Origin of the sequence: Streptomyces bluensis, assembly GCF_014650715.1 — a bacterium.
Classification (GTDB): Bacteria; Actinomycetota; Actinomycetes; order Streptomycetales; family Streptomycetaceae; genus Streptomyces; species Streptomyces bluensis.
This window is the reverse complement of record NZ_BMVM01000019.1, coordinates 62,267-86,199: the sequence shown is the minus strand read 5'-3', so window position 1 is coordinate 86,199 and position 23,933 is coordinate 62,267. Positions and strand designations below refer to the sequence as shown.

At 74.0% G+C, this 23,933-nt stretch carries 18 protein-coding genes and 1 pseudogene; 18 read left to right on the top strand and 1 reads right to left on the bottom strand.

Annotated elements, in window-relative coordinates; translation table 11 throughout:
- Window positions 1-141 precede the first annotated feature (141 nt).
- The 17 genes from IE262_RS33005 (at window position 142) to IE262_RS32925 (ending at window position 21,979) form a co-directional block, all read left to right on the top strand.
- Window positions 142-3,342 carry a DUF11 domain-containing protein gene (locus IE262_RS33005; protein WP_189878885.1) on the top strand — a complete coding sequence of 1,067 codons (3,201 nt, stop codon included), beginning with the start codon at window positions 142-144 and terminating at the stop codon, window positions 3,340-3,342.
- Window positions 3,339-4,046 (top strand): Pvc16 family protein, encoded by a 708-nt coding sequence (locus tag IE262_RS33000; protein ID WP_134034293.1) that lies wholly within the window; start codon window positions 3,339-3,341, stop codon window positions 4,044-4,046. Before IE262_RS33005 ends, IE262_RS33000 begins: the two co-directional genes overlap by 4 nt.
- A 26-nt stretch (window positions 4,047-4,072) precedes the next feature.
- Window positions 4,073-6,169, top strand: coding sequence for an ATP-binding protein (locus IE262_RS32995; RefSeq protein ID WP_189878970.1), 2,097 nt, complete (start codon window positions 4,073-4,075; stop codon window positions 6,167-6,169).
- A 144-nt stretch (window positions 6,170-6,313) separates the two neighbouring features.
- A complete protein-coding gene (locus IE262_RS32990) occupies window positions 6,314-8,236 on the top strand; it encodes an eCIS core domain-containing protein (protein WP_189878883.1) in 1,923 nt (640 codons plus the stop codon).
- A gap of 164 nt (window positions 8,237-8,400) precedes the next feature.
- Window positions 8,401-9,960 carry a phage tail sheath family protein gene (locus tag IE262_RS32985; RefSeq protein WP_134034296.1) on the top strand — a complete coding sequence of 520 codons (1,560 nt, stop codon included), beginning with the start codon at window positions 8,401-8,403 and terminating at the stop codon, window positions 9,958-9,960.
- A gap of 71 nt (window positions 9,961-10,031) precedes the next feature.
- Entirely contained in the window at window positions 10,032-10,472 is a 441-nt protein-coding gene (locus IE262_RS32980) for a phage tail protein (RefSeq protein ID WP_134034299.1), read from the top strand.
- The gene (locus IE262_RS32975) at window positions 10,469-10,960 is read left to right on the top strand and encodes a zinc-ribbon domain-containing protein (protein ID WP_134034302.1); all 492 of its coding nucleotides are present in this window, start codon (window positions 10,469-10,471) and stop codon (window positions 10,958-10,960) included. Before IE262_RS32980 ends, IE262_RS32975 begins: the two co-directional genes overlap by 4 nt.
- Entirely contained in the window at window positions 10,957-11,115 is a 159-nt protein-coding gene (locus IE262_RS32970) for a DUF6760 family protein (RefSeq protein WP_166681600.1), read from the top strand. The genes IE262_RS32975 and IE262_RS32970 overlap by 4 nt, the downstream gene beginning before the upstream one ends.
- 4 nt (window positions 11,116-11,119) lie before the next feature.
- A complete protein-coding gene (locus IE262_RS32965) occupies window positions 11,120-14,149 on the top strand; it encodes a hypothetical protein (protein ID WP_189878881.1) in 3,030 nt (1,009 codons plus the stop codon).
- Window positions 14,150-14,226: 77 nt separating this feature from the next.
- A complete protein-coding gene (locus tag IE262_RS32960) occupies window positions 14,227-14,652 on the top strand; it encodes a phage tail protein (RefSeq protein ID WP_134034309.1) in 426 nt (141 codons plus the stop codon).
- A gap of 96 nt (window positions 14,653-14,748) precedes the next feature.
- Window positions 14,749-15,471, top strand: coding sequence for a CIS tube protein (locus IE262_RS32955; RefSeq protein ID WP_134034312.1), 723 nt, complete (start codon window positions 14,749-14,751; stop codon window positions 15,469-15,471).
- Window positions 15,468-17,291, top strand: coding sequence for a VgrG-related protein (locus tag IE262_RS32950; RefSeq protein ID WP_189878878.1), 1,824 nt, complete (start codon window positions 15,468-15,470; stop codon window positions 17,289-17,291). Before IE262_RS32955 ends, IE262_RS32950 begins: the two co-directional genes overlap by 4 nt.
- Before the next feature lie 25 nt (window positions 17,292-17,316).
- Window positions 17,317-17,625, top strand: coding sequence for a PAAR domain-containing protein (locus IE262_RS32945; protein ID WP_134034318.1), 309 nt, complete (start codon window positions 17,317-17,319; stop codon window positions 17,623-17,625).
- Window positions 17,625-18,047 carry a GPW/gp25 family protein gene (locus IE262_RS32940; RefSeq protein ID WP_134034321.1) on the top strand — a complete coding sequence of 141 codons (423 nt, stop codon included), beginning with the start codon at window positions 17,625-17,627 and terminating at the stop codon, window positions 18,045-18,047. The genes IE262_RS32945 and IE262_RS32940 overlap by 1 nt, the downstream gene beginning before the upstream one ends.
- A complete protein-coding gene (locus IE262_RS32935; protein WP_189878876.1) occupies window positions 18,047-20,017 on the top strand; it encodes a putative baseplate assembly protein in 1,971 nt (656 codons plus the stop codon). Before IE262_RS32940 ends, IE262_RS32935 begins: the two co-directional genes overlap by 1 nt.
- Complete coding sequence (locus IE262_RS32930; protein WP_189878874.1) at window positions 20,014-20,577, top strand: phage tail protein; 564 nt, start codon at window positions 20,014-20,016, stop codon at window positions 20,575-20,577. The genes IE262_RS32935 and IE262_RS32930 overlap by 4 nt, the downstream gene beginning before the upstream one ends.
- 4 nt (window positions 20,578-20,581) lie before the next feature.
- Window positions 20,582-21,979, top strand: coding sequence for an NADase-type glycan-binding domain-containing protein (locus IE262_RS32925; protein WP_189878872.1), 1,398 nt, complete (start codon window positions 20,582-20,584; stop codon window positions 21,977-21,979).
- An 87-nt stretch (window positions 21,980-22,066) separates the two neighbouring features.
- Here the strand turns inward: IE262_RS32925 and IE262_RS39870 are convergent.
- Window positions 22,067-22,147, bottom strand: a pseudogene (locus IE262_RS39870) (PIN domain nuclease); the annotation flags it as partial.
- 199 nt (window positions 22,148-22,346) lie between these two features.
- Here IE262_RS39870 and IE262_RS32920 point away from each other — a divergent pair.
- Window positions 22,347-23,921 carry a hypothetical protein gene (locus tag IE262_RS32920; protein WP_189878870.1) on the top strand — a complete coding sequence of 525 codons (1,575 nt, stop codon included), beginning with the start codon at window positions 22,347-22,349 and terminating at the stop codon, window positions 23,919-23,921.
- Window positions 23,922-23,933 lie beyond the last annotated feature (12 nt).

The following is a 23,933-nucleotide window of genomic DNA, read 5'->3' as shown; positions in this document are numbered from 1 at the left end:
CGGCCCGGGAACGGGCACTGCTCGAAAGTGCACCGCACGCTTCCCCCGGGTATGACCCCGCCGCCCTGCCGCCCGGCGCGCGGCCGTCGCAGGGTGGTGGGGGCACGTCCGGATGCCGCACAGACCGCGAGGGAGACCGCTATGGGAACCGCTGGCCCCGGCAGGCGGTACCGCCTGGGGCGGCTCGGCGCGTCGCTGCTGCTGCTGATCCCGCTGCTCGGGGTGACCGCGGCCTCCGGCCGGGGCAGCGCCGAGTCCGCGCAGCGGGTGGCCGACGCCGCGGACACCCGGGTCGCGTACGCCGGTACCCGGCACAGAAGTCTCGGCGACGTCGCCACCACCACCTCCAGCACACCGCTGTTCGGCGCGGGCCCGGCCCACCTCGACGTCCAGCCGTCCGCCCTGGGCGACCAACTGGTCTTCGCGAGCCGCCGCGACGAGAAGAACCCGCAGGTCTACCTGCGCTCCGCCGACGGTTCCGTACGCCGCCTCACCAGCGGCATGGACGCGGCACACCCCCGGCTGACGCCGGACGGCCGGTCCGTGGTCTTCGATTCGGCCGGACCCGGCGGCCCGGACGGCGGGACGCAGCGCGACCTGTGGCTGGTGCGTACCGACGGCACCGGTCTGACGCGGCTGACCGACACCCCCTCCGGCGAGGAGTGGCCGACGGTCTCCCCGGACGGGCGGCGCCTGGCGTACTCCAGCGACAGCGACCCGACGGCCGGACAGCAGATCTACGTACGCCCCCTGAACGGAGGCACCGCCACCCGGGTCACCGACCCCGCGAACGGCACGGCCGGCGAACCGGTGTGGAACCCGGTCGACGACGACGAGAACCGGGACTGGATCGCGTACACCGCCACGACCGACGTCGACGGGCAGAGCGTGCCCCGGCTGCGGGTGACCAACGCGGACGGGACCGGTGACGAACCGCTGCTCGGGGGCGCGCAGGCACAGTGGCGTGCCCACGCGGCGGCGTGGCTGCCCGACGGGGACGGCGTGCTGTTCCTGAGCCCCGAGATCACCTGTGAGTGCGAGGGCGACTGGGACCACGTGTTCCGGTCGACCGCCCACTCCGACCAGGTCCCCTCCCTGGTGCTCAACGAGGACCGGGAGGTCCTCTCGCCCACCTGGCTGGGCCCGCTCGACGGCGGCCGTGTGGTGGTGGAGCGCACCTCGGCACCCGGACCGCACGTGGTGACGCTCCAGGACGTCCGGTCGGACGGGGCCGACCCACGCGACCTGGGGCTGACGATCCTCAAGGAGGACCCGGCGGCCGACACCAACACCGATCCCGCCCAGGACCCGCTGTTCCGGCCCGCGTCCGGCCACGACCCGTGGACCGAGCGGCAGAACTACACGCCGGACGGCCGCCGGATCGTGGTGACCCGCTTCGAGGACACCGCCGACGGCCGGATCGAGCGGATCTGGATGGCGGACGCGGACGGCTCGAACGCGGCGCCCATGCCGCTCGCGGGACGCGGCCCGGACGACTGGGACACCGACCCGACGTTCTCCCCGGACGGCAAGTACCTCGCCTTCACCCGGACTTCGCCCGGCGGCGTCGGAGAGGCCGCGGGACCCAGCCGTATCCTCATCGCGGACGTCGCCACCGGCGCGATCACCGGGGGAATCACCCCGCCGGCCGACCAACTCCAGGGCCAGGACGCCCAGCCCACCTGGTCCTCCGACGGCACCACCCTGGCCTTCACCCGCAACGAGGTGATCGACGGGGGCGGCGGCAACAAGCACATCTGGACCGTGCCGGTGAACGACCTCGCCCAGCAGCGCGATCTGAGCATCACGAACTGCCCGGACGACTGCGAGGTCATCGACGACAGTCCGGCGTTCTCACCGGACGGGCAGAGCATCGCCTTCAACCGCAAGAACGGCGGCGGCCGGATCGACGAGCGGAACGGCATCCTCCTGACGTCCCTGTCCGGCGACGAGTGCCGGGTGCTGCTGCCCGCCGCCGCCCGCGACCTCCCCGGCGCCTGCGGCCGGGAGCTTCCGGACACCTCGGCCACCGGCCCGCACCAGCCGCGGGACGCCGCCTGGACGGCCGACGGCACGGGCCTGGTGTTCAGCTCCCGCGCCGGCGTCGCGGTCAACAGCCCCGAGAAACTTCGGATCCTGGACATCGCGTCCGGCGACCTCACCCCCCTCACCACCGGTCTCCCGGGCCGGCAGAAGGAACCCAGCGTCCAGCAGTCCGTGGACCTCGCGGTCCAGGCGCCGGGCACCGCCCCCGAGGTCGCGGTCGGCCGCTCCACCACGGTCCGCGTCGACGTCGTGAACAACGGCCCCGCCGCATCCCCCGGCACCCGGCTGACCGCCGCTCCGCCGTCCGGCGTCCGGATCACCGGGCTGACCTGGCCCGGGGGTGCCTGCGACGCCGCCTCCCTCCAATGCGATGTCGGCGTGGTGCCGCCCGGCGCCCGCGTTCCGGTGGACGTCACCCTCACCGGGGTCACCCCCGGCGACGCGCCGGTCGGCTGGTCGGTCATCGGCACCGTCCTGGACCCGCGGCCCAGCGACAACGCCGGCCGGACCGTGGTGCCGGTGCGCGAGGCCACGCCGCCGCCGACGAGCCCGCCGCCCACCTCCCCGCCGCCCACCTCCGCACCACCCACCTCCCCGCCGCCCACGCCCGCGCCGCCCACCACCGTGCCCCCGAAGCCCGCCGAGCCGGAGGCCGGGCCCGGGGTGCGGATCACGGCCCAGCCGAACCCCGGCTATGTCGGCGGGCGGGTCGTGGTGACGTACACCGTGCGCAACGGCCGCAACGCGCTGGCGACCGGGCTGCGGCTGCGCGTCGGGCTGCCCAAGGGCATCCCGGACAACGGGCCACCGGCGGGCTGCGACACCTCCTGGGTGTGCGCGCTGGCGGATCTGGAACCGGGCGCGAGCACCGTGGTCCGCGTCGTCCTCAGCCCCAAGAAGGCTCTGACCGGCCGCGTCACCGGCACCCTCACCACCACCGGGACGGACGCCGACCGGAGCGACAACACCGCCCGGCAGCGGCTGCGCATCCTCCAGCCGCGCATCGTCGCGGTCCCGGAGATCGGCAAGCCCGGCTTCGTCACCTCCGTGCGCGGCAAGGACTTCCCGCCGGGCGTGCCGGTGCGGTTCACCTGGAAGCCGGGGATCACCGCGGCGGCGGCGCCGACCGTGCCGAAGACGGACGGCACGTTCATCGGCCAGCTGCTCATCCTCGCCAAGGACCAGACCGGACCGCGCGTCATCACCGCCAGGGGCCCCGGCTTCTCACCGGTGAGGACCGACTTCCTGGTGGTCAGCGGCACCGTGCAGCCGCCCGACGAGGTGACCCGCCGGTGATCCACGAGGTCGACGAAGGGTTGCGCCGGCTGCTCGGCGAGTCCGGCCTGGAGGCATCGGGCGTCGAGGTGGTCTTCGACGCCCCCACCCGGGACTGGGCGGCGCGCCGCAGCGCACCGACGGTCTGCGCCTTCCTGTACGACATCCGCGAGGACCCGACCCGGCGCGGCAGCGGCGCCGGGGAGGTGTACGACGCGGACGGGCACCTCGTGGCGCGGCGCACCCCACCGCGCTGGTTCGAGCTGACCTATCTGGTCACGGCGTGGGCGAGCCGCCCGCAGGACGAACACCGGCTGCTCTCGCAGGTGCTCGCCTGCCTGGTGGCCACTGACACGCTGCCCGCGCGGCTGCTCACCGGTACGCTCGCCGAGCTGGGCCTGACCGTGGCACTGGACACCGCCGGCGCGGGGGCCGACGCACCGGCCGCCGCCGATGTCTGGTCGGCGCTCGGCGGGGAGCTGAAGGCGTCGCTCGGGGTACGGGTGAGGGCGCCGCTCGCCGGAGCGACGGCGGCCGTCGCGCCGCCGGTCACCGACGGGCTCGTGGTGCGCTCCGCCGTCCGGCGCGAGGGAGGGGAAGCGGAGCCGGGGCGTCGGCTGCGCTACACGGAGACGAGCGACCCGGGCCCTCAGGGCTTCGCCGCTCCGCGTGAACGGGGACCCGCCCCCGCCCGACGCCGCCACCGGGGGGACCGCCGGACGTGACGCACACCGCCGAACCCGTCGCGGACATCCGGGCCGGTATCGGAGCCGACGAAACCGTCCCCGCCGATGTCGATCCCCTGTGGACGCGGCTTCGCGTGGTCGAGGAGCGGGTGCGGCACGCGGTGGCGATCCGGCGTGCCGCCGACCCCGACCCCGACGACCCGTACCGGGGCCAGTACCTCACCCCCGAGGCGGCGGCCCGCATCCTGGACGAACCGGGTGGGCTCGACGTACCCGCCCCCGAACCCTGGCAGCCGTCGGCCGGTTCCGTCCTCGACGGACTCGCCGCGCGGTTCGGGCTGTCGCCGCTGGACATGGACCTGCTCCTGGTCGCGGTGGCGCCCGATCTGGACGCGCGGTTCGAACGGCTCTACGGCTACCTCAACGACGACCTGACGCGCCGTCGGCCCACGGTCGGGCTGGCCCTGGAGCTGTGCGGGCTCGCCGGGGCGGCGTCCGGCCGATTCCGGCTCGCCCCCGGAGCGCCGCTGGTCGCGGGTGGTCTGGTCGAGGTCACCGAGCCGGAACGGCCGCCGTTGTCCCGTGTCCTGGTGGTCCCCGACCGGGTCACCGCGCACCTCCTGGGGAACACGCGGCCCGACGCCGCGCTCGCCGACGTGCTCGACGAGGCCCGCGAGGACCCGACCGCCGACGCCGCGGAGGTCCGTCGGACGGCGGCCGCGACCGGGACCGGCACCGGTCTCGTCCACCTGCGCGGCCGGGGCGGCGACGCCGTGGGTCTGGCCACCGCCGCCCTGCGCTCGGCCGGGCCGGGCCCCCTCGTCCTGGACGCTGCGGCGCTCGCCCGGCGTTCCGGCGACATACCGGAGCTGGCGAGGGTGGCCGCACGCGAAGCCCACCTGACCGGTGCCGGGGTCGTCCTCGGCCCGCTGGAAGCGCTGCCCGCGGAACCCGCCGAACGGGCCCGCACCCTCAGGACGGTGTGCACGGCGCTGCGGGGGATCCCCCTGCTGACGCACGGCACCGTCGGCTGGGACCCGGCCTGGGCGCCCGACACCCCCGTCGTCCTGACGGTGCCGGCGCCTTCTCCCGATCGGCAGGCGGAGCGCTGGCGGCACGCCCTGGAGCGGGCCGCCGGTGACGGCTGGGCCGACGGCTCCGTGACCGGCGACGCCGAGGCGCTCGCCCGGGCGGTGGCCGCACACCGCCTGGACTCCGGGCAGGTGCGCCGCGCGGCCGACGTGGCCGTGCGCACGGCCGCCCTCGCGGGCCGCCCGGTCGGCCCGGACGATCTGCGCACCGCGGTACGCGCCCAGAACGGAGCCGGGCTCGACCGGCTCGCCCGCCGGGTGGAGCCGTCAGTCGCCTGGGACGACCTGGTGCTCCCGCCGCTCACCCACCGGCGGCTGCGCGAACTCGCGCTACGGGCCCGCCACCGCGAGCAGGTGCTCGGGCAGTGGGGGATGCGGCCCGGCGGCGGGCGGGGGCGCGGTGTCATCGCGCTGTTCGCGGGCGAGTCGGGCACCGGCAAGACCATGTCCGCCGAGGTCGTCGCCGCGGATCTGAGCATGGACCTGTACGTGGTGGACCTCTCCACGGTCGTCGACAAGTACGTGGGGGAGACCGAGAAGAACCTGGAGCGGATCTTCACCGAGGCGTCGGCGGTCAACGCCGTGCTGCTCTTCGACGAGGCCGACGCGATCTTCGGCAAGCGCTCGGAGGTGAAGGACGCGCACGACCGGCACGCCAACATCGAGTCGGCCTACCTCCTCCAGCGCATGGAGTCGTTCGACGGGATCGCGGTGCTGACCACCAACCTGCGGGCCAACCTCGACGAGGCGTTCACGCGCCGCCTGGACGTGGTGGCGGACTTCCCGGTGCCCGACCCCGGCCAGCGCCTCGCCCTGTGGGAGCGCTGCCTGGGCGACCGCCTGCCCCGGGCCGGAGACCTGGACCTTCGCTTCTGCGCGGACCGCTTCGAACTGGCCGGCGGCTCGATCCGGGCCTGCGCGGTGACCGCGGCCTACCTCGCGGCGGAGTCCGGCGAACCGCTCACCATGCGGCAGCTGGTGACGGCGATAGCGCAGGAGTACCGCAAGCTCGGACGGCTGGTACTGGAGGGCGAGTTCGGGCCGTATCTGGCGGACGTCAACGACGTCTGAGAGGCGACCGGACGGGCAGCGCAAGCCGCCCGCGAGGGCAACGGCACTGCCCCGAGGCGTGCCCCGCTGCTGTTGTCCCGCACACGCGAGGGTCCCTTGAATGAGCTGATGCGCACCCTGTCCTGAGCGCGGAGGGCCGACGTCATGCATGCCCGCACACATCGCACCGAGTCCGTCGGCCGCCCGGCGCGGCGCACCCCCGGCCAGGCACGGACGCCGGCCGGTCCGCGCCCCCCGGCGTCGCTCCTCGCCCTGCAACGCGCGGTGGGCAATGCCGCGGTGACCCGGTTGCTGGCCCGCGCGAGCGGGGCGGGTGCCGAGCCGGCGGCGCGGACCGTCGCCCCTGTGCGGCGTTCTGCCGTGCCCGAGGTGCTCCGGTCCGCCGGGCGTCCGCTGGACGCGCCGACCCGCACCGAGATGGAGGCCCGGCTGGGCGCGGACTTCTCCTCGGTGCGCGTCCACGACGGGCCGCTGGCACAGCGGTCCGCCACCGAGATCGGCGCGCGGGCCTACACGTCCGGGGAGCACGTCGTCATCGGGCCGGGCGGCCGTGACCGGCACACGCTCGCCCATGAGCTGACCCATGTGATCCAGCAGCGCTCCGGCCCGGTCTCGGGCACGGACAACGGGGCCGGCCTGCGGGTCAGCGATCCCGGCGACCGCTTCGAGCGCGCGGCCGAGACCAACGCGCGGCGCGCCCTGTCCGGCCCGGTACCGGGCGCGACGGCCCCGCACGCGGACGGGCCCGGCCACGAGCGGGCCGCCGGGGTGGTGCAGCGGGCGGTGGGCTTCGAGTTCGAGACACCCATGGAGACCTTGGCGGCCGATCCCGGACTGCGCCAGTCGGAGCGCAGGAACGAGAGGTTCATCAAGCAGTTCACCACCAGGGGCACCTGGGAGGGGCGCGACGCGCAGGCCCCCTCCCAGGAGTACATGGGCCGTGGGCTGACGAAGAAGGAGAACCTCGTCACCGTCGCGAACCTCTTCACGATGGAGGCCGACGAGGCCATCGTCGGCGGCTCCGACCTGGAGTTCGTCACGGAGGCATTCCCGGAGACCGACGCGGGCCGGGCCCGGCTGGTCCAGGCCATGGCACTGATCGACGCGGTGGCGGCCGCGCTGCAACAGGGCCAGAGGCCCTTCGACGCCGAGGAACTGGCCGCCCTCGTCGGCGGTACGGCCCGGGTGCCCGCCCCGTCGGGACTGGCGACGGGCAAGCCGCGCGGAGCGATCGGAAAGACGTTCAAGAGCTTCCCGCCTCCGCAGTACGTGGTGAAGGCATTGGGCGCGGTCACCGCCAACCCGCAGACGACGGCCGGAGTGGGCCTCTCCCGCATCCCGGACCTGATCCAGGAGACCACCCCGCAGCCGCCGGCCGCCGGGGCCGCGCCGGCCCTGCACCCGATGTCGCAGCAGGACATCAAGAAGGTCCAGGCCACGGCCGAGCAGCGGGTGACCGCGTTCCTGGGCGGCGGCTTCGTCGTCCCGAGCGCCGTACAGAACCAGGCACCGGCCGCGCCGAGCGAGGAACTGCGCGGCCTGCTGACCCTCGTCGCGACGTATCTCGTCGGAGGCGCCGGCTCCGGCGGCCAGGCCTATCTGAAGGGCATCGCGCCCCTGCTCGCCCGCACCGACTTCGCCGCGATGTACGGCCAGCTCCCGCAGGACGAGCGGGCGAACTTCGCCGCCTCCCCGGACATCTTCGTCGACCTGGCGCTGCGGGCTGCGGGCCTGCCCACCGCGGACGCGCCGGTCTTCGCCGGGACCATCGGCACCACCGCCCCGGTGGACCTGCGGCATGTGACCCGCCGGATCTGGCTGGGCGGCATGGTCGCCGGACAGGACCTGATGTCCGCCGCGGGCTACCGAGCGCACGACTGGGGTCGCACGGACAACGACCAACTCGCCACGGAGTTCGAGTCGATGGGCTCCTACGGGGCGAAGACCGACCCGGGGAACATGCCGATCCTGGAGCTGCGCCGCATGCGCAAGAACGTGCCGCACACCGAGTGGGCCGCCCTGGCGCTGATGGCGTTCGACATCATCCGCCAGGTCAACAACCCGTAGCGGCTGCGCGGGCCGACGGGCGCCCGGGGCAGTGCCGGGGCGTCCGGAAAGGCAGTGGTCTTGCCCTCGGCAGGGCCCGTCGGTCCCTTTCGCCGGGCCTGACCCGCTCCGCAGACTCGCTCTGGACACAACCGACCGACCCGCGAGGACCCGAAGGAGCGAGCATGCCGACGTACCTCACCCCGGGCGTGTACGTGGAGGAGGTGCAGTCCGGTGCCCGACCGATCGAAGGGGTGGGCACCGCCGTCGCCGCGTTCGTCGGGTTCGCCGCGACCGGCCCGTTCCACGCGCCCACGCTGGTCACCAGCTGGGACCAGTACACCCAGCTGTTCGGCGGCTTCACCGAGGGCACCTACCTGGCCCACGCGGTCTACGGGTACTTCGCCAACGGCGGTGGCGCCGCGTACGTGGTGCGGATCGGCGGCTTGGCCGAGGACGCCTCCGCCCCGGCGGCCGGCGGCGCCCGGCGGCGGGAAACCAAGGCGGGGGAACCGGTGGAGCTGGGCGGCTTCCTGGTCACCGCCCGGCCGGGCGCATCCGGCGTGTCGGTGGAGGTCGCCGACGCGGACGGCGAGAACCCGCCGGAGGACCGCTTCAGGGTCCTGGTCCGTCAGGGCGACCAGGTGGCGGAGACGTACGAGGTCTCCACCCGCAAGAACGTCAAGGGGTACCTGGTCAACCAGGCCCGCGCCTCCAAGCTGATCGAGGTCACCGAGCAGCGGGGCGCCCCCCAGAGCAGGCCCGCCAACCAGACCGTGACGCTGGCCGACGCCCCGGCCGCGCCCGCCGCCCCCGGCTCCGGCGAGGTGGCCCGCATCGACCCGGCCGAGTACGTCGGGGACGCCGGGGCCCGCACCGGGTTCGGTGGTCTGGAGACCATCGACGAGATCACCATGGTCGCGGTGCCGGACCTGATGAGTGCCTACCAGCGCGGCGACATCGACGCCGAGGGCGTGCGCACCGTGCAGCTCGCCGTGATCTCGCACTGCGAGCAGATGGGCGACCGGGTGGCGGTCCTGGACACCCCGCCCGGGCTGACCGCCCAGCAGGCACGCACCTGGCGCAACGACGAGGCGGGCTACGACTCCCGGTACGCCGCCCTCTACTACCCGTGGGTGCGCGTCTTCGACCCGGCCGCCGGACGCAACACCACCGTTCCGCCGAGCGGTCACATCGCCGGTGTGTGGGCGCGCAGCGACGCCGAGCGCGGCGTGCACAAGGCGCCCGCCAACGAGGTGATCCGCGGCGCGGTGGACCTGGAGCTCCGGCTCAGCAAGGGCGAGCAGGACCTGCTGAACCCGATCGGCGTGAACTGTGTACGGGCCTTTCCCGGCCGGGGCATCCGGGTGTGGGGCGCCCGCACCCTCTCCTCCGACCCGGCGTGGCGCTACCTGAATGTGCGTCGCCTGTTCAACTACCTGGAGGAGTCCATCCTCCTGGGCACCCAGTGGGTGGTCTTCGAGCCGAACGACGACCGGCTCTGGTCGAGTATCCGGCGCAACGTCACGGCGTTCCTCACCGAGGAGTGGCGCCGGGGAGCGCTGTTCGGCCGCACCGCGGAGGAGGCGTTCTACGTGAAGTGCGACCGCGACAACAACCCGCAGGAGTCCATCGACCAGGGCCGGGTCGTCTGCGAGATCGGCGTCTCGCCGGTCAAGCCCGCGGAGTTCGTGGTGTTCCGGCTGGCCCAGTTCTCCGACAGCACCAGCCTCATCGACGAGTGACCTCATCGACGAGTGACCTCATCGGTGAGACGAGTGACCCGCGGGTCGGCAACGGAAGGTGACAGACAGTCATGGCAACGGGCGATGCTCTTTCCACCCATGTCTTCGGCGTGCAACTCGGCGGCTACCTGGTCGAGTCGATCCAGGAGATCAGCGGACTGACCGTCGAGGAGGACGTCGTCGAGGTCAAGCAGGTCAGCGCGGAGGGCAAGCAGATCATCCGCAAGCAGCCGGGCGGCCGCCAGGCAGGCGAGATCACGATCACCCGGGGACTCGACCAGAGCAGCGAGTTCACCAACTGGATCAAGGAGACCCTGAACAACGGCGCCGTGAACTCCGCGCGCCAGAACCTCACCATCGAGATCAAGGACACCGAGGGCAACACGGTCCGCCGCATCCAGCTGATGCAGGGATGGGCCTCCAAGTGGGAGGGCCCGTCCCTGAAGGCGGGCGAGTCGTCCGCGGCGACGGAGTCCGTCACGATCGTGTTCGAGGAGATCGTCGTCGAATGAGGCGCCGTACGGTGACGGCGGGCAACCTGGACGAGATCCTCCAGGTGACGGCGCCCGCCCCGGAGACCGAGCAGGCGGCGGCACCCCCCGCCGCCCCGCCGCCACGGGAGGACCAGGGGCTGCGCACCGAGTTCGAGTTCGAGCTGCCGCGCGGATACGTCGACGAGGCGGGCACGGTGCACCGCCACGGCGCGATGCGCCTGGCCACGGCCCGCGACGAGCTGCGGCCCCAGATCGACCTGCGGGTCAAGGAGAACCCGGCGTACCTGAGCGTGGTGCTGCTGAGCCAGGTGATCACCCGGATCGGCTCCCTCACCGATGTGCACGCCGGGATCGTGGAACGGATGTACGCCACCGACGTCGCCTTCCTCCAGGATTTCTACCGCCGTGTCAACAGCGAGGGCCACACCCGGGCGGCGGTGACCTGCCCGCACTGCGAGGGCGGCTTCGAGGTCGACCTCTCGGGTGGGCGCCTGGGGGAATCGTGACGTACGCCCTTCCCCGGCTCCGGGAGGAGATCGCGTACATCGCCTATCACTTCCACTGGCCACGCGAGGAGATCCTCGACCTGACCCACGGCGAACGCCGGCAGTGGGTGGCCGAGATCGCCCGCATCAACACCCGCGTGAACGAAGGCGGTTGAGCACATGGCATGGCGGGACAGGCTGCGCCGCCGGGCCGCCGGGGCGTTCGCCGCGGCCCCTTCGCGGCGTACGGAGCGCCACGGCGCCGCAGCGGGCGGTCCGTCCGGCGGGGACTCGGAGCGGGGCGTGGCCCGTGGTTCGGGCTCCGACGTGCCCGGCCGTGCGGGCGCTGCCGGGACCGGTGGCCCGGGACCCTCCGTGCCCGGGGACTGGGACGGCGGCTGGCGCCGCACCACGGCGCCGGAGCTCACCGTCTCCCGTGCCCCGCTCGGCGTCAGCGACGGCCTCGCCTTCCGGGCGGGCCTCGCCGCCTGGCAGAACCCGTCGTTCGACGCCGGCCTCGGCCACGCTCTGCTGCCCACGGCCCCGACCGGCCTGGTGCGTGGCGTCGCGCGCCCGGCCGCCCCGCAGGCCACCCGCACCGGCGGGGGGCCGCTGCTGCTCCGGGCGCTACGGCCGGAGGGGCCGGCCGGGCCGCATGACGGTGCGTCGGATGCCGGTGTGCCGGATGCCGGGACCGCGAGGGGCGGAACCTCGGGCGGCACGGCCCGCCCGTCATCCACCGGGGTGCCGCAGGTCGCGCACCGGACGCGGCCGGGGGCGCGGTCCGGCACCGAGTCGTCCGGCACCGCGTCATCCGGTTCGGTGCTGTCCGACGGGGTCTCGTCCGGTCCCGTGCCCTCGGACCCACGGCCTTCCCTCAGCGGCTCCCGCCGGGCCGGAACCGCGGACGCGGGCTCCGGGCCGGAGCCCGTGGTGGCGAGTCCCGGCGGCAACAGCGCTGCGGGGGAGGGACGTTCGGGCGACGCTCAGCGGAGCCGTGGCATCACGTCCGCGGATTCCCCCGCCGTGCTGTCCGCGTCGGCCTCCTCGTCACCTCCCTCCGTCCAACGGGCAGCGGAGCCCGGCATCGGCCCGGTCGTGACTCCCGCCGACACCGGCCGCCGTCCGGTCGTGCCGGAGATCCCGCTGGTACGGCGTGTGTCGGTGGTCCCGGGCCGGGCCGTCGACCGAGCCGCGACCCGGCCCGATCCCGAAGGCCCCGCCCCACAGGCGCGGTCCGGCCCGCCCAAGCCGGACTCCGGGCGCGTATCCGGGTCTCCGGCCGGTACCGGGGCGCGTACGCCTTCCGGCCCGGACGGCCGGCGCACCGCGACGGGGACGACCGGGCCACGGCCCACCCGGGGAGGCGGGCAGCCGCAGGCACCCCGCGCCTCCGGCGCCGACGCGTCCCACCCGGCGATCCGGCTCCGACCGGCGGGGCCCTCCCTGACCGTCGCCCGGCGCCCGGCCGGACCCGTGCGCCGCGTCCCCGCGCTGCGGCCCGCCACCACCCCCGCCTTCGGCAACGACACCGAGGGGTCCGGCCGCCCCTCCACCACGACCGCACCGTCCGGGACGAGGGCGCGCTCGGCCACCCCCGCACAAGGCGCGGCCACCCGCGCGCCTCTCGGCGCCCCGCTGAGTGAACTGCCCTCCACGGCAGCAGCGTTGGCGGAGGGTGCCGCCGTCCCGCCTTCCGCGTCCGGCGCCGGCGCCGCGTCCGGTCCGGCGCTTCCCGTCGTCCAGCGCCGCGCGGAAGGCACGGCCGGTACCCCGGCCCCACACGACGGCGGGGCGAGGGCAACGGCCCACGGCACTCCGGACAGCGGCGCCGCACCGGCCGACACCCCGCACCGGCCCTCCGTCCCCACCGGGACACGCGTGCGCGGCGGCCTGGGCGCGCCGCTGCCCGCGCTGCCGCCGAGCGCCGACCTGGCGCGTGCCACCCGGTCGGGCGCCCGCACCTCCCCCACCGAGCCCGCCCCGGACGGCCGAGGTGCCCCGGTACGACAGGACCGTGGCCCCGCGGACGCTCCGGCGCGGCCCACGACGGATCGCGAACGGACGCCCACCGGGACCGCGTCCCGCCCGACGGGAGGACAGGGGGCGGACGCACCGCTGCTGGGGGCGAGCGACGTGCAGCGCCGCCTCGCAGCCGACTCCGCCGGCCGGAGCACCTCGGAGCCCGGCCCCGCGCACCACGGAAACGGCCCCGCCACACCGTTGGTGACCGCCGTGGGTGAGGCGGGCACGGCCGGCGCCGCGGGAGACGCACGAGGGCCCGGCACGACGCCCGGCGGCGGGCCCGGCTCCGGCGGGCAGCGGCACCGGGGCCCCGCCGCCCCGGGACCGGTCGTCGTCGCCCGGACCGTGGCCGAAGGCACGTCAGGTGTTCCGGGCGCCCGGCCCTTCGGCCCGGCCGAGCCGCACCCTTTCACCGTGAGCCGCTCCGCGGCGCACTCCGCCCCGGCGGCACCCCGCACCCTCTCTCTGCTCGCCGCGCGCCCGCTCTCCCTGAACACCCGGCCCCCGGAAGGGGCGGCACGGCCCGCCGCCGCCCGCCCCGGCGGCCGTCCCGTGGTGGCGGCGCGCTGGCCCGGCACAGCGGCCGCCGCTCAGGGCAACCCCGTGCCACCCGCCCGTGACCCCGCGCGTCCGGCGCCGGCCCGGTCCGCGGTCGCCCCGGCGACGCCGCGGATCCAGCGGACCGCGGCCGTCCGTCACGGACGGGAGGCCCCGGGCGTACGAACCACCGGCTCCGCGGCGCCCGTTCAGCGCGTCCCGGTCATCCGGCCCGCGCCGCCCCACTCTCAGGCTCCCGGGTCCGGGGCGCCCGCTCCGTCCGCTGCCGTACCGACGAGCCCCCTGCCGGTGACCGCCCCGCAGGCGCCGCCGCTCACCGACCGCCCGTCGGCCACGCCGGCGCCCGCACCGGCACCGGCCGTCCCCGTGGTCCAGCGGAGGAGTGCCGCGCCGGGCGGCGTGCCCGCCAAGGCGGTACCGGAGCGCGGCCGCCCGCGGCCGGCGTCCGCCACGTCGTCCGCCTCCGACAAGGCCGCGGCGGCCCGCAGTGCCGAGCCGCCGCCGGACCCCGGTCTCGACCTGGACGACCTGGCGCGCCGCCTGCTCGACCCGGTGGCCCGGCTGCTGCGCGCCGAACTGCGGCGCGGCCGGGAACGTGCGGGCCGCCCCCACGACGGGCGCCGCTGAGGCCACGGAACGGATGAGGCCCCAGTACGGGATGAGGTCACGGAACGGGATGAGGTCACGGAACGGATGACGGACGAATGACGGACAGCATCTTCGCGACGAGCGTGTTCTTCCGGCTCGCGATCGGCGGCAACGACCTGGGCGCCTTCCACACCTGCTCCGGCATGGGCGCCGAGGTCGAGATGGAGAGCTACGCCGAGGGCGGCAACAACGGCTTCACCTGGCAGCTGCCCGGACGCGTGACCTGGTCGAACATCACGCTCACCCGTCCGGTGACCGCCGACACGGCGAAGATCGGCCGCTGGCTCGACGAGACGCTGAAGCGGGTGGAGCCCAAGGACGGCGAGATCGTGGCACTGAAACCGGACCTGAGCCGGATCATCAGCTGGCAGGTGTTCGGGATCGTCCCGGTGCGCTGGCAGGGGCCGTCGTTCGACCCCGCCAGCTCGGAGCCGGCGGTGGAGACCCTGGAGATCGCCCACGAGGGCCTGCGCCCGTCCTGACCCGCCCTCATACGCCGCTCCAGAGCCACGTATCCGCCCCAGAAGCCCCCAGAAGACCCCTGAGCCCCCCAGAGGCCCCGGAAAGGAGGTCCCGGTATGTCCCCAGCGTTCCGCTCCAGCCGGGCCAGGGCCCAGCTGACCCTGAAGGAGCCCCCCGCGTCGGTCGGCGCGAAGCCCGGCGGGACGATCGCGCGGCTCGACCTGCAGTTCAACCCCTCCACCCTGGAGCTGCGCAAGACCACCGAGTGGCGGCGCTCCCCGTCCCGGATGGCGGGGCAGTCGGCGCTGCCCGAGTTCGTCGGCAGTGGCCCGCGCGAGCTGAGCCTGGAGGTGTTCCTGGACGCCACCGCCACCCACGACAACTCCGTGGAGCAGGCGGTGGAAAAGCTGATGAAGGCGTGTGTGCCGACCCCGGCCAGCCTGGGCCGCAAGAAGCCGGCGAGCCCCTGGGTGCGGTTCGAGTGGGGCACCGCGCGGACGACCTCGTTCGACGGCGTGGTCTCCAGCCTGTCGGTGACGTACACCCTGTTCGACGTGGACGGCAAGCCGCTGCGGGCCACGTGCTCGCTGTCGGTCGAGGAGGCGAGCGTCGACCCGCCCGGCCAGAACCCGACGTCCGGGGCGCGCACCGCCCGCAGTACGCACACCGTGGTGGCGGGCGACAGCCTGGCCCTGCTGGCCTGGCGGGAGTACGGCGACGCGACAGCCTGGCGGGTCATCGCGGCGGCGAACGGAATCGACGACCCGATGGCGCTCGTACCCGGCACCGAACTGGTGGTGCCGGGGCTCCGGGACGCGGGCGGTGAGGAGGAGCGATGACCACACCCGGAGAGCGGGGCGGCCGGTCGTTCGCGGCGGATCCCGTCGTGGAGACACCTGGCGAACTTCCGCCCGTCTGGGCCGCCCAGCTGGTGAGCTGCGTGGTGGACGAGAACGTGGGTCTGCCGGACGCGGCGGTGCTCACCTTCCGCGACCCCGACCACGAGTTCCTGAGGGCGACCGGCATCACCATCGGCACCCCGCTCCGGGTGTCCGTGGTGACCGTGGCCGGGCAGGCCCGCGAGCGGCTGTTCAACGGCGAGGTGACCGCCCTGGAGGTGGACCGGGACCGCACGGGCTCGTTCACGGTGGTGCGCGCCTACTCCACGGCACACCGCCTCCAGCGCGGCCGGAAGGTGGTGGCGTACCGGAACATGACGGCGGCGGCGATCGTCCGCAAGGTGGCCGCCGGGGCAGGGCTGGCCTGCGGGACCGTGGAGGCCGCCCCGGTCACGTACAAGCAGCTCTCGCAGGCGAACGTGTCCGACTGGGACTTCCTGCAGTACCTGGCGGCCGAGAGCGGCGCGCAGGTGCGCGTCGACGACAAGGGGCTGCTCCAGTTCACCAAGCCGCAGAAGGCGTCCGGGGCGCCCGCGCCGTCGACCTCGGCCACCCGGAACCCGATGGTGCTGGAGTACGGGCGCAACCTGCTGGCGCTGCGGGCCTCGCTGTCGGCCGCGGACGGCGCCTCGCAGGTGGAGGTGCGCGGCTGGGACGTCACCACGAAGCGGCCGCTGGTGGCCCGGCAGCCGTCGGTGACCAGTGACACGGTGGTGCCGGGTCTGAGCCCGGCGTTCGCCGCCCGGTTCGGGAAGCCGGCGAAGCTGACCGTCACGGACACCCCGTACCGCACCCAGGCGGAGACGACGGCGGTCGCGGACGCGACGGCCGCGCAGGTGAGCGCCGGTTTCGGGGAGTTGGAGGCGGTGGCCGAGGGCAACCCCCGGCTGCGGGCGGGCAAACCGGTGGCGCTCGGCAACGTCGGGCCGGCGTTCTCGGGCAAGTACACGGCGACGGCGGTGCAGCACGTCCTGGAGCCGCACGGCGGATACCGGACGACGGTGTGGGTGAGCGCCACCCCGGACCGCTCCCTGACCGGCCTGGTGACCGGCGCCGACGCGCCCAGCCGCGGCCCGCGCATGCCGGGGCTGGCGATCGGCGTGGTGACGGACGTACGCGAGCCGGGCGGCGCCGAGAGCGGTGCCGTGAAGCTGAAGTTCCCCTGGCTGGACGACACGTACACCACCGACTGGGTGCGCACCGTGCAGTGGGGCGGCAGGGGCGGCGGAGGCGTGGTGAGCCCCGAGGTCAACGACGAGGTCCTGGTGGGCTTCGAACAGGGCCTGCTGGACAGCCCGTACGTCATCGGAGGGCTCTACAACGGCGTCGACAAGCCCTCGCCCCACGACGTCCCGCTGATCGACGGGACCACCGGGAAGGTCAACCGCCGCTCCGTAGTGTCGCGTTCGGGGCACCGGGTGGAACTGCTGGACGCGAGGGCGCCGGGTCGCTCCGGGGTGCGGCTGATGACCGGTGACGAGCGCCTCGAAGTGTTCCTGGACGACCGGCGGGACCGGATCGAGCTGACGGTGTACGCCAGGGGCCGGCAACCGCTCACCTCCGTCCTGCTCGACAGGACGGGCATCACCCTGGACGCGGGACGGGGCAACGTGAGCGTGTCGGGCCGGAACGTGGACATCCAAGGCAGGGTCGGGGTGAAGATCGGCGGCCGTTCGGTGAGCGTCAACGGCAGCTCGGACGTCACCGTCGACGGCGGCCTCCTGGGTGTCCTGAAAGCCAAGCTCATCCGGATCAACTGACCCCGACTCTCCTGAGGAGCAACGTATGCCGGCCGCAGCCCGTACCGGTGACCCCACCGACCACGGCGGGGTGATCGCCACCCCGCCGCCCGGCGCCGCCGTGCGGGTGGCGACCGTCCTGATCGGCGGCCGCCCCGCCGCCGTCGTGGGCAGCCTGCACACCTGCCCGATGCCACCGCACGCGGCCACGGGCCCCGCCAACGTGATCCTGCCCAGCCCGGCCGCGGCCACGGTCCTGATCGGCGGGGTGCCGGCCGCGCGGGCGCGCGACCGGACCGCGTGCGGCGCGATGATCCTCACCGGCGCCCCCAACGTCCTGATCGGGGGCGTGTGATGAGCGAGCGGTTCATCGGGCGCGGCTGGGCGTTCCCGCTGCGGGTCGGGCCGACCGGCGGGATCGCCATGGTCGAACGGGAGCGGGAGATCGAGGAGGCCATCCGCCTCGTGCTCGGCACCGCGCCCGGCGAACGCCCGATGCGCCCCGAGTTCGGCTGCGGCATCCACGACTACGTCTTCGCCCCCGGCGACGGCGCCACCGCCGGACGCATCGCGCAGCAGGTACGCGAGGCCCTCGAACGGTGGGAGCCGCGCGTCGCGGTGGACGACGTGGTGGTCGCCTTCGACACCGTGGAGGACGGCACCCTCTACATCGACGTGCACTACACCGTGCGCTCCACCAACGACCGGCGCAACCTGGTCTTTCCCTTCTACACGATCCCCTCCGAGGAGGGGGCCGAGGATGTGGTCGCGGACTGATGGCCCTGCCCTCCCCGAACCTGGACGACCGGCGGTTCCAGCAACTCGTCGACGAGGCGAAGCGGTACGTGCAGCAGCGCGCCCCGGAGTGGACCGACCACAACGTCTCCGACCCGGGCGTCACTCTGATCGAGACGTTCGCCTACCTCGTGGACCAGCTGCTTTACCGGCTGAACCGCGTCCCGGACAAGAACTACACCGCCTTCCTCGACCTGCTGGGCATCCGCCTGTTCCCGCCGGCTGCCGCCGTGGCCGAGGTCGACTTCTGGCTGTCGGCGCCTCAGCCCGACACGGTGGCGTTGCCCGCGGGCACCGAGGTGACCACCGCGGGCGGCGAGAACGACGAGGCCGTGGTGTTCACGACCACGGGGCAACTCAACATCCTGCCCAGCGAGTTGACGCGCCTGGTGACCGCGTACCGGTCCGGTGAACAGACCGACCGGACCGGGACGCTCGCCGAAGGCCGCGACATCCCCTGCTTCCAGGCCGCTCCGGAACCGGGCGACGCGCTGCTGTTCGGCCTGCCGACAGCCGTGCCCCACTGCATCGTCGCGGTGCGCCTGGACAGCCGTGTGGAGGGCGTGGGCGTGGACCCGCGCCAGCCCCCGCTCGTATGGGAGGCGTGGGACGGCGGCGGCTGGCGGGTGTGCGAGACCGGCACGGACTCCACCGGCGGGCTGAACCGGCCCGGCGAGGTCATCGTGTACGTACCGGCCGGGCACACGGCGTCGGTGATCGGCGGGACGCGGGCCGGCTGGCTGCGCTGCCGCGTCACCGAGGCGGAACCGGGCCAGCCGTTCTACTCGGAGTCCCCGACGGTACGCGAGGCGGCGGTGTTCACCGTGGGCGGCACCATGTCCGTCGAACACGCCGAGACGGTGACGGACGTACCGCTCGGCACCTCGGAGGGCGTCGCGGGGCAGACGTTCCGGCTCGGCCGCCCGCCCGTCCTCCTCGACGCCGAACCCCCGGCCGTGGAGGTGTCCTCGGCCGACGGATGGCAACGCTGGGACGTGGTCGAGCACTTCGGCCGCTCCGGCCCCGCCGACCGGCACGTCCGGGTGGACGCCACCACCGGCGAGTTCACCTTCCCCCCGGCGCTGCGCGAGCCGGACGGCACGCTGCGGCAGTGCGGCGCCGTGCCGCCCAAGGGCGCCCAGGTGCGGGTGGCCCGCTACCGCACCGGCGGCGGCCCGGCCGGCAACGTCGCCCGCGGGGCGATCTCCGTGCTGCGCAGCTCCGTTCCGTACGTCGCCCGGGTCACCAACCGGGAGGCGGCGCGCGGCGGCGTCGCCGGTGAGACCGTCGAGAACGCCAAGCTGCGGGCACCTCAGGCGCTGCGGATGCAGGAGCGCGCGGTGACCGCCGAGGACTACGAGATCATCAGTCGCCAGGCGGCGCCCTCGGTGCGCCGGGTCCGCTGTCTGCCGGCCGCGGACGGTGGGCGTGGCGCGGGCGCGGTACGGGTCCTGGTGGTGCCGGACGCGGTGGCCGACGAGGGCGACGACCGGCTCCGCTTCGAGCAGCTGATCCCCTCCGACCAGGTCCTCGAAGCGATCACCGCCGGCCTCGACGAGCGGCGCCTGATCGGCACCCGCCTGGTGGTGGAGCCGCCGGTCTACCAAGGCGTCACCGTGGTGGCCCGGCTCGCGACGGCGCCGGGCGACTCCGACCGGGTGCGCGACGCGGCGCTCGCCGCGCTGTTCCGGCACCTCAACCCGCTGGTCGGCGGTCCGGACGGCACCGGGTGGCCGTTCGGGCGGCCGGTGCAGTACGGCGATGTCTTCGGCGTCCTGCAACGCGCCACCGGCAACGCCCTGGTGGAGGAGATCCGCCTCTTCCCCGCCGACCCGATCACCGGTCGGCGCGGAGCGCCGACGGACCGCATCGACGTGGCCCCGGGCGCCCTGGTCTTCTCCTACCAGCACCAGGTGGTCGTCACGGCCGTGGAGCCGGAGGTACGAGGATGAGCCGCGCCGCCGTACCCGGTCTGCCGAGCAGGTACCCGATCGGCGGGCAACTGCCCGCCCTGTACGCCGCCGACGACTTCGCGCAGCGGTTCACCGCCGGCCTCGACACCGTTCTCGCCCCGGTGTTCGCGACCCTGGACAACCTGCCCGCCTACCTCGACCCCAGGGTGGCCCCGACCGACTTCCTGGCCTGGCTGGCGTCCTGGGTGGGTGCAGCCGACGACCGGCAGTGGCCCGAGGAACTGCGCCGCGAGGCGGTCGTCCGCGCGGTGGAGTTGCACCGTTGGCGCGGTACCAGGCGTGGCCTGGTCGAGGGCCTGCGGCTCGCGCTCGGAGTGCACGCCGAGGTGACCGAGGACGGCGGCGCGGCGTGGTCGAACATCTCCGGTGCCGACCTGCCGCCGGAGCCCCCCGCCGGGCCCCTGGTCCGGGTGTGGCCGGGCCGCGGGACACGGGTGGACCCGGACAAGGTCCGCGAGATCGTCCGGGCCATGTGCCCGGTGCACACCGTCTGCCGGGTGGAGGTCCTGCCCGGCCCGCCCGCCGACGAAGGGAGGTGACGTCATGCGCGCGTGCCCCTCGTGCGGGGCGTCCAACGGCCCCACGGACGACTTCTGCGGCAACTGTGGCGCGTACCTGGGCTGGTCGGACACCACACCGGCCCCCGGCACGCCCACGGAGCCCCCGGCCGCACCGGATCCCACCCCGCCGGGCCCCACTCCGGCACAGGCACCTCCCCCGGCGGACGAGCCCGCCTCCGCCACGCCTCCCCGCACCTCGTCGCTGCGCACCCGGCTGACGGGCCGGAACCGCAGTGAGGCGAGGGGGGCGGGTGTGACGAACGCCGCGGGCTCACGCTCCGGCGGCGACGAGGGCCCCGGACACGACAGGGGTCCCGGCGCCACCCCCGGCCAGGAGGAGACCACGAGCCCTCCGCCCCGGACCGGACCCGACGATGTCCGCACCGGGCCTTCCGCTCCCGCGCACCGCTCGACCACCAGCGCCGGCGAAACCCCCCACCCCGGAGCGGTTCCCCCCACCACGACACCAGGACCTTCCGACTCCGGACCCGCCGCAGCCGGAACGGCGGCACGCCCACCGGGGACACCGGCCGCACCGTCGGCCTCCACCACCCCGCGTGCTCCGGCCCCGGCCGTCCCCACCCCCGAGGCGCCGACGCCGGACCCTGTGCTGCCCGTACGCCCCGCGAAGCCGATGGCCCAGCGCCCCGTCGTACGCCCCGCGGCGGTGCCGGACGAAGGGGCGGGGGTGCCCTGCCCCGCCTGCGGCGCGCTCAACCTGCCGGACCGCCGGTTCTGCCGACGCTGCGCGACCGCGCTGAACCCCGCCGCGAAGCCCGCCCAGCTGCCGTGGTGGCGGACGGTGTGGCCGCTGCGCCGCCGGGTACGGGCGGGCTCGGGCCGGGCGGTGCGGCTCCTGGTGATCCTGGCCGTGGTGGTGGCTCTGTGCGCGGGTGGCCTCCTGTTGCTGCCGGCCGGACGTGCCCTGGTCGAGGACACCCGGGACAAGCTGAGCAAGGCCAAACCGGTGACCCCGGTCGACATCGAGGCGAGCGCCGAGGTACCCCGACACCCGGCGACGAACACGACGGACGGGCTGAACAACCGCTACTGGGGCGCGCCCGCGCCGGGCGCTTCGGTGACCTACACCTTCCGCAAGCCGTTCCGGCTGGTCGACCTGATCATCACCAACGGCGCCTCCGCCTCTCCGGAGGACTACGCCCGCCAGGCCCGCGCGCTCCAGCTGGACCTGGAGGTGACGACGCAGGACGGCCGGCGGCACGACAAGGAACTCACCCTCAGCGACAAACCGGGCCCACAGACGATCCCCACCGGGATCAGCGACGCGAAGACGGTACGCCTGGTCCTGCGCTCGGCCGTCGGCCTGACCCCGGGCCGTCACCTGGCCCTGGCGGAGGTGGAGTTCTTCCAGCGAAGCTGACCCAGTACATCCGCGAGTGTTGGCCGAGAAGGTCTGGTCTCGTTGTGCCGACGCGGTGATTCGGGGTGTTCCCTGCACGTTCTCCGCGAAGTCCCGGTCACGATGCAGGAGGGCCAGCCCTTGCAGTTCGGCTGTGGCGGCCACCCGGAGGTCGACGGCTCCGGCGCTTCAGCTGACGTTGGCCGACGGCGCAGGCGAGGGACTGCTCCGTCCGCCATCGATGATGCCGGCTCGGTGAGCGCGTTCATCTTCGGTGAGCCCTCAACGTTCGCGTGTACAACCATTGAGCCGGTGTAGGAGTCAGAGCCGCGGTAGATCCACAAGTACACACCTGACGGGGGAATCCTTGAGAAAGATCACGGCTGCGGTGGGCACAACGACCATCGCGGTCTTCGCCTCCACACTGATCGCCGCGCCGGCCGCTCAGGCGGTCGACGTCAACCTCCAGTCGCGTACCTCGACCGAGGTGAAGGACGGCAAGATACACGCCGTCTACGAGTCCTACGACGACGTACGCCCTGAGGACGTCAGCATCCGTGTCCGGCAGAAGGGCAGCGACCAAGTCCTCGCCACTGTCGGGCTCGCCGGCACCGACCAGTGCGCCCCCGAGAGCGACTGCTGGGACATGACGTTCCTCTCGGAGCCGGTCACACTCCCCAAGATGGGCGTCTACACCATGGACGTCGTGGTCCGGGAGGGCCAGTCGGACGAGCTCGTCGACCGTGACAACGGCGAACTCAACTACGCGCTCGACCCTCACCTGACGGTCACCAGCGACCGTCCGTGGATCTCCTACGACAACTTCCTCATCAACGCGTCCGGCACCCTCGTGGCCGAGGACCCGCACACGCACGAGGTCAAGCCGTTCGCAGGAGCCGGGCTCTACTACCGCAGCCGCGCGACGGGCTCCGAGGGCTGGCTGCGGACGAACGACAAGGGGAGCTTCACCAAGCGCCTGACCTTCTCCGAGTACAGCACGGACACCCAGGTCGAGTTCATCTTCGACGCGGAGGACGAGACGCTCACCCTGCCGTTCCGCAGGCAGGAACTGAAACTGAAGGTGGACGCGCCCCTCAGCACCGTCAACGCCCCGTACGGGAGCGACGTTCCCGTGAAGGGCAGGCTCACCCGTATCGCCGATGACGGTACGGAGAAGCCGATGCCCGGCCACAGCATCGCGATCGGCAGCCAGAAGACGGTGCCGACCCGGGACGACGGCACCTTCTCCGACAAGTTCACCGTCAAGCAGGGCGGCACGGTGAAGATCGCGCCCAGCGGATCGGGCTGGTTCAACACGCCGCCGACGCACTCCTTCACGGTCGCCACGCCTGCGAAGACGAGCACGTTCTCGTCGCTGAAGGCCAGTGTGGACAAGTACCGGAAGGTGACCTTCACCGGCAAACTGGACGTCACGGCCGGCTCGTACCCCGCAGGGACGACGGCGGCCATCACCATCGAGCACTCCACGGACGGCCGGACCTGGTCGAATGCCGGCACCTTCACCGCGCAGTACGGCGCCACCTTCACCCAGTCCCCGGCCAAGAAGGGCTCGACCAGCAGCTACTGGCGCCTGCGCCACACGAACGCGGGCCTGACCAGCACGTCCTTCAAGCTCGGCCGCAAGTCCACCCAGCTCTACAACGACGACGTCACGCCCGAAGGCGTGCGCAAGGGCACGCTGATCACGGCCAAGGGCGGCCTGATGCAGCAGAGCGGTACTTCCTGGAAGGTGTTCCCCGGCCAGACGGTCCGCATCTACTTCAAGCCCTCCACGAGCGGCGCCACCTGGAAGCAACTGGGCACCGCCACGACCCGGACCGACGGCACCTTCAGCAAGAAGTTCACCGCGCAGCAGGACGGCACCTGGCAGATGCGCTACATCGACACACCGAGCACCCACTACGCGGACTACGGACGAGAGGATTTCGTCGACGTCCGCTAGGGCCTGTCGTCA